Origin of the sequence: Streptomyces sp. NPDC048182, from assembly GCF_043202555.1 — a bacterium.
Taxonomy (GTDB): Bacteria; Actinomycetota; Actinomycetes; order Streptomycetales; family Streptomycetaceae; genus Streptomyces.
Map to the genome: position 1 here is coordinate 87,881 of NZ_JBIDAQ010000011.1, position 17,152 is coordinate 105,032.

Annotated in this window: 18 protein-coding genes; 7 read left to right on the plus strand and 11 right to left on the minus strand. The window is 75.4% G+C overall.

Features of this window, described 5'->3' with window-relative positions:
• The first annotated feature begins 107 nt into the window (after window positions 1-107).
• From ACGFZL_RS21660 to ACGFZL_RS21685, 6 genes are read left to right on the plus strand one after another with little or no spacing between them, the layout of a single operon-like run.
• Window positions 108-1,709 (plus strand): ADP-ribosylglycohydrolase family protein, encoded by a 1,602-nt coding sequence (locus tag ACGFZL_RS21660; RefSeq protein ID WP_393693888.1) that lies wholly within the window; start codon window positions 108-110, stop codon window positions 1,707-1,709.
• Window positions 1,706-3,025 carry an ADP-ribosylglycohydrolase family protein gene (locus tag ACGFZL_RS21665; protein WP_407078458.1) on the plus strand — a complete coding sequence of 440 codons (1,320 nt, stop codon included), beginning with the start codon at window positions 1,706-1,708 and terminating at the stop codon, window positions 3,023-3,025. The genes ACGFZL_RS21660 and ACGFZL_RS21665 overlap by 4 nt, the downstream gene beginning before the upstream one ends.
• Window positions 3,022-4,197, plus strand: a complete 1,176-nt coding sequence (locus tag ACGFZL_RS21670; RefSeq protein WP_393693890.1) for an ADP-ribosylglycohydrolase family protein — start codon at window positions 3,022-3,024, stop codon at window positions 4,195-4,197. The genes ACGFZL_RS21665 and ACGFZL_RS21670 overlap by 4 nt, the downstream gene beginning before the upstream one ends.
• Window positions 4,185-5,552: an ADP-ribosylglycohydrolase family protein gene (locus tag ACGFZL_RS21675; protein ID WP_393693892.1), complete on the plus strand. Its 1,368-nt coding sequence runs from the start codon at window positions 4,185-4,187 to the stop codon at window positions 5,550-5,552. The genes ACGFZL_RS21670 and ACGFZL_RS21675 overlap by 13 nt, the downstream gene beginning before the upstream one ends.
• Window positions 5,549-6,763, plus strand: coding sequence for a CaiB/BaiF CoA transferase family protein (locus ACGFZL_RS21680; protein WP_393693894.1), 1,215 nt, complete (start codon window positions 5,549-5,551; stop codon window positions 6,761-6,763). The genes ACGFZL_RS21675 and ACGFZL_RS21680 overlap by 4 nt, the downstream gene beginning before the upstream one ends.
• Window positions 6,760-7,584, plus strand: coding sequence for an HpcH/HpaI aldolase/citrate lyase family protein (locus ACGFZL_RS21685; RefSeq protein WP_393693896.1), 825 nt, complete (start codon window positions 6,760-6,762; stop codon window positions 7,582-7,584). Before ACGFZL_RS21680 ends, ACGFZL_RS21685 begins: the two co-directional genes overlap by 4 nt.
• An 87-nt stretch (window positions 7,585-7,671) precedes the next feature.
• Here ACGFZL_RS21685 and lgt read toward each other — a convergent pair whose 3' ends face one another.
• The 11 genes from lgt to hisI all read right to left on the minus strand — a co-directional run bounded on the left by lgt (window position 7,672) and on the right by hisI (window position 16,437).
• Window positions 7,672-8,652: a prolipoprotein diacylglyceryl transferase gene (gene lgt / locus ACGFZL_RS21690; protein ID WP_393693898.1), complete on the minus strand. Its 981-nt coding sequence runs from the start codon at window positions 8,650-8,652 to the stop codon at window positions 7,672-7,674.
• Window positions 8,653-8,744: 92 nt separating this feature from the next.
• Window positions 8,745-9,518: a thioredoxin domain-containing protein gene (locus ACGFZL_RS21695; RefSeq protein ID WP_393693900.1), complete on the minus strand. Its 774-nt coding sequence runs from the start codon at window positions 9,516-9,518 to the stop codon at window positions 8,745-8,747.
• A 78-nt stretch (window positions 9,519-9,596) separates the two neighbouring features.
• Window positions 9,597-10,412 (minus strand): tryptophan synthase subunit alpha, encoded by an 816-nt coding sequence (gene trpA, locus ACGFZL_RS21700; RefSeq protein WP_393693902.1) that lies wholly within the window; start codon window positions 10,410-10,412, stop codon window positions 9,597-9,599.
• Window positions 10,409-11,695 (minus strand): tryptophan synthase subunit beta, encoded by a 1,287-nt coding sequence (gene trpB / locus ACGFZL_RS21705; RefSeq protein ID WP_393693904.1) that lies wholly within the window; start codon window positions 11,693-11,695, stop codon window positions 10,409-10,411. Before trpB ends, trpA begins: the two co-directional genes overlap by 4 nt.
• Before the next feature lie 57 nt (window positions 11,696-11,752).
• The gene (gene trpM, locus ACGFZL_RS21710) at window positions 11,753-11,971 is read right to left on the minus strand and encodes a tryptophan biosynthesis modulator TrpM (protein WP_393693906.1); all 219 of its coding nucleotides are present in this window, start codon (window positions 11,969-11,971) and stop codon (window positions 11,753-11,755) included.
• A 10-nt stretch (window positions 11,972-11,981) separates the two neighbouring features.
• Window positions 11,982-12,788, minus strand: a complete 807-nt coding sequence (gene trpC, locus ACGFZL_RS21715; protein WP_393693908.1) for an indole-3-glycerol phosphate synthase TrpC — start codon at window positions 12,786-12,788, stop codon at window positions 11,982-11,984.
• Between the two features lie 118 nt (window positions 12,789-12,906).
• Window positions 12,907-13,359, minus strand: a complete 453-nt coding sequence (locus tag ACGFZL_RS21720; RefSeq protein WP_393693910.1) for a DUF2752 domain-containing protein — start codon at window positions 13,357-13,359, stop codon at window positions 12,907-12,909.
• Window positions 13,360-13,445: 86 nt separating this feature from the next.
• A complete protein-coding gene (locus ACGFZL_RS21725; RefSeq protein WP_355176079.1) occupies window positions 13,446-13,697 on the minus strand; it encodes an HGxxPAAW family protein in 252 nt (83 codons plus the stop codon).
• Between the two features lie 124 nt (window positions 13,698-13,821).
• Window positions 13,822-14,460, minus strand: a complete 639-nt coding sequence (locus tag ACGFZL_RS21730) for a TIGR02234 family membrane protein (RefSeq protein WP_355176080.1) — start codon at window positions 14,458-14,460, stop codon at window positions 13,822-13,824.
• 61 nt (window positions 14,461-14,521) lie between these two features.
• Entirely contained in the window at window positions 14,522-16,009 is a 1,488-nt protein-coding gene (locus ACGFZL_RS21735; protein WP_393693913.1) for an anthranilate synthase component I, read from the minus strand.
• Between the two features lie 11 nt (window positions 16,010-16,020).
• The gene (hisI, locus tag ACGFZL_RS21740; RefSeq protein WP_393694109.1) at window positions 16,021-16,437 is read right to left on the minus strand and encodes a phosphoribosyl-AMP cyclohydrolase; all 417 of its coding nucleotides are present in this window, start codon (window positions 16,435-16,437) and stop codon (window positions 16,021-16,023) included.
• A 73-nt stretch (window positions 16,438-16,510) separates the two neighbouring features.
• Here hisI and ACGFZL_RS21745 point away from each other — a divergent pair, with 73 nt between their 5' ends.
• On the plus strand, window positions 16,511-17,146 hold the full coding sequence (locus ACGFZL_RS21745) for a TIGR03085 family metal-binding protein (RefSeq protein WP_393693915.1): 636 nt from the start codon (window positions 16,511-16,513) through the stop codon (window positions 17,144-17,146).
• Window positions 17,147-17,152 lie beyond the last annotated feature (6 nt).

Below are 17,152 nucleotides of genomic sequence, written 5' to 3' on the forward strand. Positions count from 1 at the left end.
AGATGTCGACCGGGTGACACCGGGGCCGCTGAGGCTGCGCCGCGCACCGCACCGGGGACAGTTCCGGCACAGTCCGCGAACGTCGCGAACGGATGAGGAGCCGCCGCATGGCATCCATGGCGTCCATGGCATCCACCGCACTGCGCGAACGCGCCCGCGGCGCGCTGCTCGGCCTGGCCGTCGGGGACGCCCTCGGGGCGCCCGCGGAGAACCTGAAGCCCTCGGAGATCCGCGCCCGCTGGGGCCGTATCACCGGCTACGTCGCCGAGGTGCCGGCGGGCACGGACGACACGGAGTACGCCATCTTCTCCGGGTTGCTCCTCGCCCGGCACGGCTCGGGGCTCACCCCGGCGCACGTGGAGGCGGCCTGGCACGAGTTCATCGCGGACCGGGAGGAGGGGCCTTTCCGGGGGGCGGGCTTCAGCGAGCGCGGCACCCTGGAGAACCTGCGCCGGGGCCTGGCCGCCCCCATCTCCGCACAGCACCGGCACGCCTGGAGCGACGGGCTCGCGATGCGGGCCGCGCCGCACGGCGTCTTCGCGGCGGGCCGCCCGGCCGAGGCGGCCCGGCTCGTGGCGATCGACGGATCGGTCAGTCACGACGGTGAGGGCATCTACGGCGGCCAGGCGGTGGCGGCGGGCGTCGCGGCGGCGATGGCGGGCGCGGTGCCTGACGTGGTCGTGGCCTCGGCCCTCGCGGTGGTCCCGGAGGACTCCTGGACGGCGCGCTGCCTGCGCCGCGCGATGACGGCGGCCCACCGCGGCGAACGCGCCGTCCGCTCCGCGGTCGTCATCGGCGGCTACCCCTGGACCGACCTGGCCCCGGAGGCCGTCGCCCTGGCCTTCGGGGCGTACGCCGCGGCCGACGGGGACTTCCGGCAGGCGGTGCTGACGGCCGTCAACATGGGCCGCGACGCCGACACCACGGCTGCGGTCGCGGGCGCCCTGTCCGGCGCGACCCACGGCGCCGCCGCGATCCCGCCGGAGTGGTCCTCGGCCATCGGCCCGGCCCGCGGCAGCTGCCTGCCGGCGATGGCTGGGCAGCATGTACGGGAGGTGGCGGACCTGTTGGTGGCGGCGGCAGAACGCGAGCGGGGGCGGGGCGGCGCCGGGGGCGGGGTGGACGGGGCTGGGGCGGGGGACAGCGCCGGGGGCGGGGCAGTGGGCGGTGCGGGGCGTGACGCCGGGAGCGGCGCAGTGGGCGGTGCGGGGCGCTGCACCCTGAGAAGCGAGGCCGACGCTACGAGAACGGCGCGCGGCACCCGAGGCAGCGAAGCCGACGGCGCGAGAACGGGCCGCGGCACCCGAACCAGCGAAGCCGACGGCGCGGGCAAAGGACCTCGCACCCGGGACGGCGAAGCCGACGGCGCGAGGGCGAGGCTCGACGCCCGGGACGGTGTCCGCGCCCAAGCCGTGGGCACAGCTCCCGCCACCGGTGACCGCGCAGCCGACGGCAGGAGCACAGCACCCCGTACCCCGACCACCGAAGCCGACGGCACAGGCACGGCGCCCCCCACCCAAGACGCCGAACCCGACGGCACAGCCACAGCACCCCCCACCCAGGACGCCGAACCCGACGGCGCGAGGCCCGGCGGCCGGGACGGCGTTCAGGTCGGCGCCACAGCGGCAGCGCCCGGCGCACGGGACGGCGCCCCGTACGTGATCGTGCCCGCGCCCGACGGCGAACCCGCGGTGGAGGCCGGCTCGTGACGCGGCCGGAGGCCGGGACGCCCGCCGCCACGGCGTACGCCGCCCCGCCGGAGGCGCTGGAGCAGCCCGGCCCGGCGGGGAGCGGGCCCCTGACGATGCCGTCGCTCGCGGCGGAACCGGCCGGCGCGGTCCCCACCCCCCTCATCGCCCCCGGCGCCCGCCGGCTCGAGGGCCTGCTGCTCGGGCTGGCCGTCGGGGACGCCGCCGGCTGGCCCGCCGCCCGGCACCGGGCCGCGCGGATGCCCGAGTGGACGCGGCGGCTGACCCGCGAGCTGGACACCTTCGCCGAGCAGAACGCGACCACCACCCTCCCCGTCCCCATCGCCCTGAACCAGCCGCCCGAGCCCCTGCTCCTCGGCCCCTCCGACGACGCCGAGTGGGCGGCGTTCGCCGCGGAGGCCGTGCTGCGGGCCGGGGACGCGGCGGCGCTCGGGGATCTGAGCCGGGACCGCCGGATACGGGCCGCGATCGACCTGACCTGGAACGCCCTGGCCAGCGAGGTCGCCGCCGCCGCGGACCGCGCCCCCGAGATCGAGTCGGCCGTGCTGCCGCTGCGGGCCCGGATCTCGGTGCGGGCGGGCCTCGGCAACCTGGCCACCGGCCTGCGCCCGCCCGCCACCGGGCACGACAACCCGCACCACTTCGACGACGCCGCCTGCGTGCGGGCCTGCGTCCTGGCCGTCGCCCATCCCGGCGACCCGCGCCGCGCCGCCGCCCTCGCCGAGTTCGACGCCCGCTACACCCAGGACGGCGACGGCGTGCACGGCGCCCGGGCGATGGCGGCGGCGCTGGCGAGCGCCCTGGCCGGCACCGACGTGGCCGGCTGCGTGCGGGCCGCCCTCGCCGAGCTGCCCGAGGAGACGGAGATCGGGCGCAACGCCCGCCAGGCCCTCGCGCTGGCCGAGCGCGCGGAGAGCGCCTTCGCCCTCGTACCGCCCCTGGAGCACCGGATCGTCGACCACGTCTACAGCTACGGCGTGGCCGCCGCCGAGACCGTGCCCGTGGCCCTCGCCCTGAGCCTCGCGGCCCGGGGCAGGATCGCGGAGGCGGTGCCCGCGGCGGCCTGCCTGTCCCGGGTCGCGGACTCCGCGCCCGCCCTGGCCGGCGCCCTCACCGGCGCGCTCGGCGGCGGCGCCGCGGTGCCGGACACCTGGCGGGACGCCTGCCGCGTGCTGCCCGGCTGCTGCCTGCCCCGCCTGACCGGCACCGACCTGGTGGAGCTGGCCGCACTCCTGGACGCGGACGCCCCGCACCCCGGCACCCGGCCCGCCGGGACCCCGCACCCCGACCGACGACCGGAAGGACGCGCGACATGACCCCCGCCACCCCCCGCACCGGACCCGCCACCCTGGAGGAGCGCGTCGCCGGCGCCCTCGTCGGCGCGGCCGTCGGCGACGCCCTCGGCGGCCCCGTCGAGGGCTACTCCCCCGACCAGATCGCCGAGCGCCACGGCGGCCGGATCCACGGCATCGTCGGCCCCTGGAACGGCGACGCCTGGCGCACCGCCCGCCCCATCGCGCCGTACCACAAGGGCGACGGCCACGTCACCGACGACACCTTGATGACGCACGCCCTGGTCCGCGTCTACGCCACCGTCCGCGACCACCTCGACGCCTACGCCGTCGCCGAGCACCTGGTCCCCGACCTGATGACCAACCCGCGCTGGGTCCCCGAGCTGGAGGCCGAGGCCCTGCCCCTGCAACGGATCTTCCTCGCCGAGAAGTGGCTGGTCGCCCGGATCCACTACGGCCACGTCGACCCCCGCGAGGCCGGCACCGGCAACATCGTCAACTGCGGGGCGGCGATGTACATGGCCCCGGTCGGCCTGGTCAACGCGGCCAACCCCGCCGCCGCCTACGCCGAGGCCCTCGACGTCGCCGGCGCCCACCAGTCGTCCTACGGCCGGGAGGCGGCCGGCGTCTTCGCGGCGGCGGTCGCGGCGGCCTGCGCGCCCGGCGCCACCCCGGAGTCGGTGGTGGAGACCTGCCTGGCACTGGCCAAGGACGGCACGCGGGCGGCGATCGAGGCGGTCAGCGAGGAGGCGTCCCGGCACACGGACACCGAGTCGGCGCTCACGCCCCTGCGCGCGGCCGTCGCCCCCTTCGACACGGTCGGCCCCGACTACCGCGCCCCCTCCCTCGGCGCCCGCCGCCCCTCCCGGCTGCACGCCATCGAGGAACTCCCCGTCGCCCTCGGCATGCTGCTCGCGGCCGGCGGCGACTACCGGCACGCGGTGCTCGGCTCGGTCAACTACGGCCGCGACTGCGACTCCATCGCCACCATGGCCGGCGCCCTGGCCGGCGCGCTGGGCTCGCCGGTGCCCGAGGAGTGGGCGAAGACGGTCGCGGAGGCCAGCCGCCTGGACCTGTGGGAGCCGGCGGCCACGCTCACCGCGGTGACCCGGGAGGTCTTCGCCCGGGACGTCGAGCGGCGGCGGGCCCATGAGCGGGCGTTCGACGGGATCGGGGGCGCGGAGTGCTCCGCCTGACCTGGGTGCAGCCCGAGGACCTGGTCGGGCACGAGCTGGCCCAGGCCCGCCAGGACGGCCGGGACGCCACCGCCGTCGCCACCCGCTGGCGGTCGGCCGGCGGCTGGGAGGCACCCCCGCGCGCGGGCGCCTCCCCCGAACCTGCCTCCCGCTACCTGCGCCTGCTGGCGGAGGACCTGCTCGACGAACTGGCCGCGATGCCCTGCCCCACGGCGGACCGCGAGCCCACCGACCTCGCCGCGATCAAGGCCCGGTGCCCCGACTGGCCGGCCACGCGGCACACCGACATCACCCCCGACCGCCTGGAGGCCGCCTGGCTGGGCCGCGCCGCCGGCTGCCTGCTCGGCAAACCGGTGGAGAAGCTGCCCCTGGACGCCATCCGCGAGATCGGCCGGGCCACCGGCAACTGGCCCCTGACCGGCTACTTCACCGCCCGCGGCCTGCCCGCCGACCTCGCCGCCCGGCACCCCTGGAACCGCCGCTCGGCCGCCACCTCCCTCGCCGAGAACATCGACGGCATGCCGGAGGACGACGACCTCAACTACCCCCTCCTCAACCTGCTCCTCCTCCAGCACCACGGCCGCGACTTCACCACCGCCGACGTCGCCCGCGTCTGGCTGGACGAGCTGCCGGCGGGCCGCACCTTCACCGCCGAGCGCCTCGCCTACGGCAACCTCCTGGCCGGTCTCGAACCCCCGGACACCGCCCGGCACCGCAACCCCTTCCGGGAGTGGATCGGCGCCCTGATCCGCGCCGACGTGCACGGCTGGACCAACCCCGGCGACCCCGGCGCCGCCGCCGAACAGGCCCACCGCGACGCGACCCTCACCCACACCGCCAACGGCGTCTACGCGGCCATGTTCACCGCGGCCGTCGTCGCCACAGCCGCCGCCGGCACCCACGACGTCCACGCCTGCCTGGCCGCCGGCCTCACCGTCGTCCCGCCCGGCTCCCGGCTCGCCATGGCCGTCCGGCACGCCGTGGACCTGGCCCGGGCGCACGCCGACTTCGACGCCGTGGTGGACGCGCTGCACGCCGCCCACGCCGGCCACCACTGGGTGCACGCCGTGCCCAACACCGCCCTCCTCGCCGCCGCCCTCACCCACGCCGACGGCGACTTCACCACCTCGATCCGGGGCGCCGTCGCCGGGGGCCTGGACACCGACTCGGTCGGCGCCGCCGCCGGGAGCGTCGCCGCCCTGCTGGCCGGCTCCCCCGGCGCACTGCCCGAGCGGTGGACGGCCCCGCTGAAGAACCGCCTGGCCACCTCGGTCGGCGACTTCCACGGCACCGGCTTCGACACCCTCGCCCAGCTCACCCACCGCCTCGCCCACAGAGAGGCCCCCCGCCCATGACCCCGCGCCCCGTGACCCCCGCGACCCCCGCGCCCCTGGCGGGCCTGCGCGTCCTCGACCTGGCCACCCTCTTCGCCGGCCCGCTCGCCGCCACCATGCTGGGCGACTTCGGCGCCGAGGTCGTCAAGGTGGAGCACCCCACCCGGCCCGACCCCTCCCGGGGCCACGGCCCCTCGAAGGACGGGGTGGGCCTGTGGTGGAAGCTGCTCGGCCGCAACAAGCGCACCCTGACCCTCGACCTGTCCAAGCCCGGCGGCCGGGCCACCCTGCTCCGCCTCGCCGCCACCGCCGACATCGTGATCGAGAACTTCCGCCCCGGCACCCTGGAGAAGTGGGACCTGGGCTGGGACGACCTGTCCGCCGTCAACCCGCGCCTGGTCCTTACCCGGGTCACCGGCTTCGGCCAGTTCGGCCCCTACGCGCGCCGCCCCGGCTTCGGCACCCTCGCCGAGGCGATGAGCGGCTTCGCCGCGATGACCGGCGAGCCGGACGCGCCCCCGACCCTCCCCCCGTTCGGCCTCGCCGACTCCATCGCCGCCCTGGCCACGGCGTACGCGGTGATGACGGCGCTGGCCGCCCGCGACCGCACCGGGGAGGGGCAGGTGGTGGACATGGCGATCATCGAGCCGATCCTGACCGTGCTCGGCCCGCAGCCGCTCTGGTACGACCAGCTCGGCCACGTCCAGGCGCGCACCGGCAACCGCACCGCGAACAACGCCCCGCGCAACACCTACCGCACCGCCGACGGCACCTGGGTGGCCGTCTCCACCTCGGCGCAGTCGGTCGCCGAGCGGGTGATGCGCCTGGTGGGCCGCCCGGAGCTGATCGACGAGCCGTGGTTCACCAGCGGCGAGGAGCGGGCCCGGCACGCCGACGAACTGGACGCGGCGGTCGGCGCCTGGATCGCCCGGCACTCCCGCGCCGACGTGCTGGCCGCCTTCGAGAAGGCCGAGGCGGCCGTCGCCCCGGTGCAGGACGTGCGGGACGTGCTGGCCGACCCGCAGTACCAGGCCCTGGACACCATCACCACCGTGGACGATCCCGAGCTGGGCCCGCTGCGGATGCAGAACGTCCTCTTCCGGCTCTCCGCCACGCCGGGCGCGATCCGCTGGGCGGGCCGCCCGCACGGCGCGGACACCGAGGAGGTGCTGGCCGAGCTGGGCCTGACCCCGGCCGACGTCAAGGAGCTGCGCGAGGAGGGCGTCGTATGAGCGCACCCGCACTGACCTGGCTCTACGCTCCCGGGGACCGGCCCCATGTGGTCGCCAAGGCGCTGGCCGCCGGGGCCGACGTGGTGGTCGTCGACCTGGAGGACGCGGTCGCCCCGGACCGCAAGGTCTACGCCCGCGAGGCCACCGCCGAGCTGCTCACCGAGCCGCAGCCGGTCCCGGTGCACGTCCGCGTGAACGGCCCGGACACCGACTGGGCCGACGCGGACCTGGCAGCGCTGGCCGCGCTGCCGGGCCTGTCGGGGCTGCGGCTGCCCAAGGTCGACTCGCCGGAGCAGATCCTCTCCGTCGCCGCTGCCACCGACGGGCCGCCGCTGTACGCCCTCCTCGAGTCGGCCCTGGGCGTGGAGCGGGCGTACCCGATCGCCGCCGCCCACCCGGCGCTGCGCGGCATCGCGCTCGGCGAGGCGGACCTCGCGGTGGACCTGGGGGTGCGCGGGAACGCGGGCCTGGACTGGTCGCGCTCCCGGGTGGTCGTCGCCGCCCGGGCGGCGGGGCTCGCGCCGCCCTCGCAGACGGTGCATCCGGACACCCGGGACCTGGAGGGGCTGGCCGCGTCCTGCGCGCACGGGCGGGCGCTGGGCTTCCTGGGCCGGGCGGCGATCCATCCCCGGCAGCTGCCGATCATCGAGCGGGCGTACCTGCCGACCGAGCGGGAGCTGGAGGAGGCGGAGACGATCCTGAAGGCGGCCACCGCCCAGCCGGGCGCCCAGGCGCTGCCGGACGGGCGGTTCATCGACGCGGCGGTGGTGGCGCTGGCCCGGCGCACGCTGTCGCTGGCGCGACGGCCGACGCTGGCCTGACGCGGTCCGCACGCGACGAGGGCGCCCGGAGCGGTACGGCTCCGGGCGCCCTCGCGCCGTTCGTGTGCGGGCGCGCCCGCCGACCCGTCAGCTCTTCTTGGCCGACCCGGCCCCGTTCGTCACTTCGTCCCCGTCGGTCACCTCGGTGTCGGCCTTGCCCTCGGGTTCGGCGTCCGGCGACGCCTTCCCCTCGGGTGCGGCCTCCTCCTCGGGTACGGCCTCCCCGGCGCCGGCCTCCTTCGCACCGTCGGAGACACCCGGCTCGATCTCGGTCTCCCGGCCCGGCCGCTTGCGCGCCGACACCACCATGTAGACCACGGCGAGCAGGAAGACGAGCAGCGCCGTCCAGTTGTTGAGCCGCAGGCCGAGGATGTGGTGGGCGTCGTCGACGCGCATGTACTCGATCCAGAACCGGCCCGCGCAGTACGAGGCGACGTACAGGGCGAAGGCGCGGCCGTGGCCGAGCCGGAAGCGGCGGTCGGCCCAGATGACCAGCAGGGCGACGCCGATGCACCACAGCGACTCGTAGAGGAAGGTCGGGTGGTAGGTGCCGGGCTCGCGGCCGTCGGTCGTGGCGGTGATCTTCAGCGCCCAGGGCAGGTCGGTGGCCCGTCCGTACAGCTCCTGGTTGAACCAGTTGCCCCAGCGCCCCGCGGCCTGCGCGAGGGCGATGCCGGGGGCGACGGCGTCGGCGTAGGCGGGCAGCGGGATGCCGCGGCGCCGGGCGCCGATCCAGGCGCCGAGCGCGCCGAGCGCGATGGCGCCCCAGATGCCGAGGCCGCCCTCCCAGATCTTGAAGGCGTCCACCCAGTCACGGCCGTCGCTGAAGTACAGCTCGTAGTCCGTGATCACGTGGTAGAGCCGGCCGCCGACGAGGCCGAAGGGAACGGCCCAGACCGCGATGTCGGCCACCGTGCCGGCCCGCCCGCCGCGGGCGACCCAGCGCTTGTTGCCGAGCCAGACGGCGATGAAGACGCCGATGATGATGCAGAAGGCGTAGCCGCGCAGCGGGATGGGTCCGAGGTGATACACCCCGCGCGACGGGCTGGGAATGAAGGCAAGTTCCATGGCAGTGTCGACGCTACCGTGTCGGGCCGGACCCGCGGCGGGCAACCCGGCTACGGGTCCGTAACGGGCGGGTCCCGTCGGGCTCCCCGGTGCTAACCGTTGGCGTCCTCCACCAGCTTCTTCAGCTTCGGCGGGGTCATGCTGCGGTCCTGGTAGATGTTCTTGCCGTCGAGCAGGACGGTCGGGGTGCCGCTGAAGCCGCCGCTGCGGAAGGCCGCGTTGGACTTCTCCACCCAGCTGTTGTGCTTGCCGCCCTCGACGCACTCCTGGAAGAGGGTGGAGTCCAGGCCCTCGACCTTGCCGGCGAGGTCGATCAGCTTGTCCTCGTCGGCGAAGCCGTCCTCCGTCTCCGGGGGCTGGTTGTCGTACAGGACGTCGTGGTACTTCGGGAACTTGCCGGCGTCCTGGGCGCAGGCGGCGGCGTTGGCGGCCTTGCGGGAGCCGGTGCCGCCCATGTTGCCGTCGATGAGGGTGGCCAGGTGGTACTCGACCTTGAGCTGCCCGGCCTTCGTCAGCTCGTGGATCGTGTCCCGGTAGGCCAGCTCGAAGGCCCGGCAGGCCGGGCAGCGGAAGTCCTCCCAGACGGTGAGCGTGGACTTGGCGCTCTCCTTGCCGACCGGGATCGCCAGGCTGTCCTTGCCTTGGGCGCCCGAGGGGGCGACGATCGGGCCCGCCGACTCGCTGCCGTCGTCCTTGCCGGCGTTGGCGGCGACCACGCCGATCACCGCCGCGAGGCCCAGGACGCAGACCGTGCTCGCACCCACGATCAGGGCGCGGCGGCGCTTGTCCCTGGACTTCTGCTTCTCGCGCTCGTCCGCCAGCCGCTCGCGGGCGGTGCGCTTTCCGTCACGGTTCTTCTCGCTCACACCCGCCAAACGAACCGGGGAGGCGCTGAGCGCCTCCCCGGTTCCAGGTCCACCCGTACGAGGGACCCGCGCCGTTCGCTAGACGTCCCCGCGCACGCCCTTGGCCAGGTCACCGGCCAGCTCGCGGACCGCGGCGAGGCCGGCCGCCTCGTCCGGCGCGTCCAGCATCCGCTTGACGAAGGCGGAGCCGACGATCACGCCGTCGGCGAACCGGGCCACCTCGGCGGCCTGCCGGGCGTCGGAGACGCCGAGCCCGACGCAGACCGGGGTGCCGGTGGTGGCGCGGGTGCGCCGGACCAGGTCCTCGGCCTGCGAGCTGACCGAGGCGCGGGTGCCGGTGACGCCCATCAGGGAGGCCGCGTAGACGAAGCCGCTGCCGGCCGCGGTGATCTCCGCGAGCCGGGCGTCCCGGCTGCTGGGCGCGACCACGAAGACCGTGGCGAGCCCGTGCTTCTCGGCGTGCTCGCGCCACAGCGCCGACTCCTGGACCGGCAGGTCGGGCAGGATGCACCCGGCGCCGCCCGCCTCGGCCAGCTCGGCGGTGAAGCGCTCCACGCCGTAGCGGTCGATGGGGTTCCAGTACGTCATGACGAGGATCGGCTTGCCGGTGGCGGCGTGCGCCTCGCGGACCGTGCGCATCACGTCGGCGATCTTCACGCCGCCGCGCAGGGCGATGTCGTCGGCGGTCTGGATGACCGGGCCGTCCAGGACGGGGTCGCTGTGCGGCAGGCCGACCTCGACGACGTCGGCGCCGCCGTCGATGGCGGCCTTGACCGCCTCGATGCCGCCGTCGACGGTCGGGAAGCCGGCCGGGAGGTAGGCGATGAGGGCGGCGCGGCCCTCGCTCCTGGCGGCGGCGAGGGTGTCGTCCAGCAGCCGTACGTTCCCGCTCACTTGGCGTCCCCCTCGATCTCGGCGGTGCGCCCTGCCTCGTCGGCGGCGACCTCGGCGTCGGTGTCGTACAGCCCGAAGTACCGGGCGGCGGTGTCCATGTCCTTGTCACCGCGGCCGGAGAGGTTGACCACGATCAGCCCCTCCGGGCCCAGCTCCTTGCCGACCTCCAGGGCGCCGGCCAGCGCGTGGGCGCTCTCGATGGCCGGGATGATGCCCTCGGTGCGGGAGAGCAGGCGCAGCGCCTGCATGGCCGCGTCGTCGGTGACCGCCCGGTACTCGCCGCGGCCGGTGTCCTTGAGGTGGGCGTGCTCGGGGCCGATGCCGGGGTAGTCCAGGCCGGCCGAGATCGAGTACGGCTCGGTGATCTGGCCCTCGTCGTCCTGGAGGACGTAGGACCGGGAGCCGTGCAGGATGCCGGGCTCGCCCGCGGTCAGGGTGGCCGCGTGCTCGCCGGTCTCCACGCCGTGCCCGGCGGGCTCGCAGCCGACGAGGCGGACGCCGGTGTCGGGGATGAAGGCGTGGAAGAGGCCGATGGCGTTGGAGCCGCCGCCCACGCAGGCCACGGCGGCGTCCGGGAGGCGTCCGGCGCGCTCCAGGATCTCCCGGCGGGCCTCGACGCCGATGACGCGGTGGAAGTCGCGGACCATCGCCGGGAAGGGGTGCGGTCCGGCGACGGTGCCGAAGAGGTAGTGGGTGCGGTCGACGTTGGCGACCCAGTCGCGGAACGCCTCGTTGATGGCGTCCTTGAGGGTGCGGCTGCCGGACTTCACCGCGATGACCTCGGCGCCGAGCATCCGCATCCGGGCCACGTTCAGGGCCTGGCGCTGGGTGTCGATCTCGCCCATGTAGATCGTGCACTCCAGGCCGAACAGCGCGCAGGCGGTGGCCGTGGCCACGCCGTGCTGTCCGGCGCCGGTCTCGGCGATCACGCGGGTCTTGCCCATGCGGCGGGTGAGCAGGGCCTGGCCGAGGACGTTGTTGATCTTGTGGGAGCCGGTGTGGTTCAGGTCCTCGCGCTTGAGGAAGATCCGCGCGCCGCCGGCGTGCTCGGCGAACCGGGGGACCTCGGTGAGGGCGCTGGGGCGGCCGGTGTAGTGGACCAGGAGGTCGTCCAGCTCGCGGGCGAACTCCGGGTCGGACTTGGCCTTGTCGTACTCGACGGCGACCTCGTCCACGGCGGCGACGAGGGCCTCCGGGATGAACTTGCCGCCGTACGCCCCGAAGTAGCCTTCGGGGCTGGGGGTTTGACCCTCCGGGTCGGGGAGGAAGAACTGGCTGGGCATGTGTGTGCCTCACGGTGGGTTTTCGGTGGGATCGAAACGCCGTGGGGGCGGGGGTTGTCAGACGGCTGCGGGCCCGTTGGGGCTGGTCGCGCAGTTCCCCGCGCCCCTGGGGCATCGCCATCGCCGTCCGTTTACCTGGCCTGGTTCGTCTCCGATGACGTAGCGCACCCTGCGGCCGTGGATCCTGCGCGCGGGGGCGCGGCAGCCACGGGGACGGCAGCCGCGCGCGAGGCGGGCGTACGGGTCCCTGGTGGCGAGGGTCGGCAAGGGCGTCATCGGGGTCAGCCTAGCGGCCGTGGCGCAGGGCCGGGTGTTCGCCCGCGGCGACCAGGTCGGCGACGGCCGTCTTGGGGTCGCGGCCGGTGACGAGGGACTCGCCGACCAGGACCGCGTCGGCGCCCTCGTTGGCGTAGGCGATCAGGTCGTGCGGGCCGCGGACGCCGGACTCGGCGATCCGGACGATGCCGGCCGGGATCTCCGGGGCGACCCGCTCGAAGGTGCCGCGGTCGACCTCGAGGGTCTTGAGGTTGCGCGCGTTGATGCCGATCACCTTGGCGCCGGCGTCCACCGCGCGCTCGACCTCGTCCTCGTCGTGCACCTCGACCAGCGGGGTGAGCCCGATGGAGTGGGCGCGCTCGATCAGCGACTCCAGGGCCGGCTGGTCGAGGGCGGCGACGATGAGCAGGGCGAGGTCGGCGCCGTAGGCCCGGGCCTCCCACAGCTGGTACGAGGTGACGATGAAGTCCTTGCGCAGGACGGGGATGTCGACCCGGGCGCGGACGGCCTCCAGGTCGGCCAGCGAGCCGCCGAAGCGGCGCTGCTCGGTGAGGACGGAGATGACGGCGGCGCCGCCCGCCTCGTAGTCCGCGGCGAGGGCGGCCGGGTCGGCGATGGCGGCCAGCGCGCCCTTGGAGGGGCTGGACCGCTTGACCTCGCAGATGACCTTGACGCCGTCACCGCGCAGCGCGGCGGCACCGTCCTTGGCGGCGGGGGCCTTGGCCGCGCGCTCCTTGAGTTCGTCGAGGCTCACGCGCGCCTGCCGCTCCGCGAGGTCGGCACGGACTCCGTCGATGATCTCGTCGAGCACACTCACGCGAGCGGTCCCCTTTCCGGACGGCAAAACCTGTGGTCACTGCGATGGTATCCGCAGCGGGGCGCGGGGCCCGCATCCGGTTGACGCCGGTCCCACTACCTGGACGTTCATCGGATGATCAAGGGACGAGCCAGCCACCGAACGGCAGGTTCCGGACAACCGTGAAGACCAGCAGCAATGTCCCCAGGACCCAGAGATGGGCCGGTCCGAGGCTCAGGCGCAGCGGGCGACCGCGGGCCGCGCGGACCACCCAGACGGTCCACAGCGCGGCGAGGGCCGTGTAGCCGAGGACCGCGGCGGCGTTGGCGTGCAGGGCGGTCATCAGGTCGCCGTGGGCCACGGCGTGGGCGCTGCGCAGGCCGCCGCAGCCGGGGCAGTACAGGCCGGTGAGGCGGAACAGGGGGCAGACCGGGTAGTGGCCGGGCTCGTTGGGGTCCACGCGTCCGACGTAGGCGAAGGCGCCCGCGACGGCGGCGAGCAGCCCGGCGGGGACGGCGAGGCGGGTCGCGGCGAAGCGGGTCGCGGTGCGCGTGCGCACCGGGGGCAGGGGCTGGGCGTCCACGCCCCGCATTCTCCCCCGCACCGGTCGTGACCGCACGCGAAGGGGCGGCCCTGGCACCTGCGTGCCGGGCCGCCCCTTCGCGTGCGGTGGGGGCGTCAGCCCTTGGCGGCGACGGGCTTCTGCTCGCCGGTCAGCTGGTGCGGCTGGTGCTCCTCCTTGGGCTGGCCCATGCCCATCATGCGCATGGCCGCGCCGACGGCACCGCCGAGGAGGATGACGCCGATGCCGGCCCAGAAGCCCGCCGGCTGCGCGAGGACCATGAACATGCCCGCGATGCAGAAACCGATGAAGACGATGATGACACCGGTCCAGGCGGCCGGGGTGTGACCGTGGCTGCTGCCCGACATTGCTTGCTCCTCGTTGCTGTGTGCGCTTGTGCCTGTCTGAGCAGGACGCTCCGGCTCATTGTCCCGCACCGGCACCCGCGCCGTGACCGGGGGTCACCGAGTGCCCAGGGCCGGACGGGCGAACCTACGCCCCGGTCGGGTCCTCGCCCCGGTCCAGGGCCTTCCACAGGTCCTCCGGGCGGTCCGGGTCGACGGCCGGGGCGCGGCGCGGGCGGGGGGCGCCGGCGCGGTCGTAGCGGCCGGACATGGCGGGCCAGCGCCGGCCGTAGCGGAGGGCGAGCAGCCCGGCGACCAGCAGCAGGGCGCCGCCGACGGCGGTGGCGTAGGGCCAGGCCGTGTGGGTGAGGCCGGCCACGGTGGCCGAGGTGTCGCCGGCGGCGCGGGCCGCCTCCTCGTCCAGGGCGGCGTCCCCGGAGGCGCCGGCCAGGGCGGCGGCGACGGTGCCGGCGCCGCTCAGCGCGAGCAGCGCGGACACGGCGAGGCGGCCGGCCCGGCGCACGGCGAAGACGGCGACCAGCGCGGCCAGGCCCACTATGGCGAGCGCGGCCGGGACGCCGGTGACGTCGCTGCCCTTGACGGAGAGCGGGAAGGCGCCGCCGGCGACGGACGCGGTGCCCGACGCCCACTCCTGCCGGGTCGCCAGCAGGGTGACGGCCGCGCCGAGCGCGCCGCACAGCAGGGCGAAGGCCAGGCTCCGGCGGCCGGTCCGCGCGGGTTCCGCGGCGGGGGTACGGGGGTGAGGTACGGCAGTCACGTACTCCACTATCGCCCCAACCCCGGGCGGCACGGCACCCGGGGGCGGGACGCGGGACGTGAGAAGCGTCCTATCGGAGCCGGTTCGCCGTGTGCACCGCGCGCAGCACCGCCGCCGCCTTGTTGCGGCACTCGGTGTCCTCGGCGACCGGGTCGGAGTCGGCGACCACCCCGGCGCCGGCCTGCACGTAGGCGGTGCCGTCGCGCAGCAGGGCGGTGCGGATGGCGATGGCGGTGTCGGAGTCGCCGGCGAAGTCGAGGTAGCCGACGCAGCCGCCGTACAGGCCGCGCCGGGAGGGTTCGAGTTCGTCGATGATCTGCAGGGCGCGGGGCTTCGGGGCGCCGGAGAGGGTGCCGGCCGGGAAGCAGGCGGTGAGGACGTCGAAGGCGGTGCGGCCCGCGGCGACGCGGCCGGTGACCGTCGAGACGATGTGCATGACGTGCGAGTACCGCTCGACGGACATGAAGTCCACGACCTCCACCGAGCCGGGCTCGCAGACCCGCCCCAGGTCGTTGCGGCCCAGGTCGACCAGCATGAGGTGCTCGGCGCGCTCCTTGGGGTCGGCGAGCAGCTCTTCGGCGAGGGCCTGGTCCTGCTGCGGGGTGGCCCCGCGGTGCCGGGTGCCGGCGATGGGGTGCACCATGGCCCGGCCGTCCTCCACCTTGACCAGCGCCTCCGGGGAGGAGCCGACCACGTCGAAGCCGTCGAGGCGGAAGAGGTACATGTACGGGGAGGGGTTGGTGGCGCGCAGCACCCGGTAGACGTCGAGCGCGCTCGCGGTGCACGGGGTCTCGAAGCGCTGGGAGGGGACGACCTGGAATGCCTCGCCGGCCCGGATGCGCTCCTTGATGTCCTCCACGGCCCGCTGGTAGTCCGGGCCGCCCCACAGCGCGGTGTACTCGGGCAGCTCGGAGGGCGGCAGCGCGGCGGGCGGCTGGGCGACCGCGCGGGACAGGTCGGCCTCCATGGCGTCCAGGCGGGCCACGGCGTCGGCGTACGCCTCGTCCACGCCGGTCTCCAGGTCGTTGTGGTTGATCGCGTTGGCGATCAGCCAGACCGAGCCCTCCCAGTGGTCCATGACGGCGAGGTCGCTGGTGAGCAGCATGGTCAGCTCGGGCAGCTTCAGGTCGTCCCGCTCGCCGGGGCCGACCTTCTCCAGGCGGCGCACGATGTCGTAGCCCAGGTAGCCGACCATGCCGCCGGTGAAGGGCGGCAGGCCCAGGTCGTGGGCGAGGTCGCGGGGGGTGTGCAGGGCCTCGACAGTGGCCCGCAGGGCGGCGAGCGGGTCGCCCTCGACGGGGACGCCGACGGGCGGGACGCCCTGCCAGTGCGCCTGGCCGCCGCGCTCGGTCAGGGTGGCGGAGCTGCGCACCCCGACGAAGGAGTACCGGGACCAGGACCGGCCGTTCTCCGCCGACTCCAGCAGGAAGGTGCCGGGGCGCTCGGCGGCGAGCTTGCGGTACAGCGCGACCGGGGTGTCGCCGTCGGCGAGGAGCTTGCGGGTGACCGGGACGACCCGGCGGTCGGCGGCGAGCTTGCGGAAGGTGTCGAGGTCCATGGCGGCTGACCTTACTGATCCCGGGCCGGGGACTGGTCCCGGGCCGGTTCGCCGTCGGCCAGGAGCACGTCGGCGTCGAAGCAGGTGCGGGCGCCGGTGTGGCAGGCGGCGCCGACCTGGTCGACCTTGACCAGGACGGTGTCGGCGTCGCAGTCCAGCGCGACGGACTTCACCCACTGGACGTGCCCGGAGGTGTCGCCCTTGACCCAGTACTCCCCCCGGCTGCGCGACCAGTAGGTGCAGCGGCCGGTGGTCAGCGTGCGGTGCAGCGCCTCGTCGTCCATCCAGCCGAGCATCAGCACCTCGCCCGTGTCGTACTGCTGGGCGATGGCGGGCAGGAGGCCGTCGGGCGTGCGCTTGAGGCGCGCGGCGAGTTCCGGGGCGAGCGGGCCGGGGGTGGGGGTGGTGCTGCTGGTCATGCCGCCCATTGTGCCGCGCCGGTCGGGTGCTGCCCGGCGTTGTCCACTGGGCGGACCGGCGGCGCGGTCGTAAGCTGCACGCATGTCGACCTTCGCCAAGCGTGAACGACTTCTCTTCGCCGACCTGTTGGAGACGGCGGGTCCGGACGCCCCGACGCTGTGCGAGGGGTGGCGGACCCGGGACCTCGCGGTGCACGCGGTGCTGCGCGAGCGTCGGGTGGACGCGGCGGGCGGGCAGTTCATCAAGCCGCTGGCCGCCCGCCTGGACCGGGTGCGGGAGGAGTACGGCGCGAAGCCGTACGAGGAGCTGCTGCACCTGATCCGCACCGGGCCGCCGCGCCTGTCGCCGTTCGCCGTGAAGCAGCTGGACGAGGCGGCGAACACGGTGGAGTTCTACGTGCACGGCGAGGACGTGCGCCGGGCCCAGCCCGACTGGTCGCCGCGCGAGCTCGACCCGGTCTTCCAGGACACCCTGTGGGCCCGCCTGGAGCGCACCGCCCGGCTGCTCGGCCGCGGGGTGCCGACGGGTCTCGTGCTGCGCCGCTCGGACGGCCAGACCGTGGTCGCCCACCGGGGCACGCCGGTGGTGACGGCGACCGGCGAGCCGTCCGAGCTGCTGATGTTCGCCTTCGGCCGGCAGAGCGCGGCGAAGGTGGAGCTGGAGGGGGAGCCGGACGCGATCGCCAAGCTGCACGGCTCGAAGCAGCTCGGTCTGTGAGGCCGG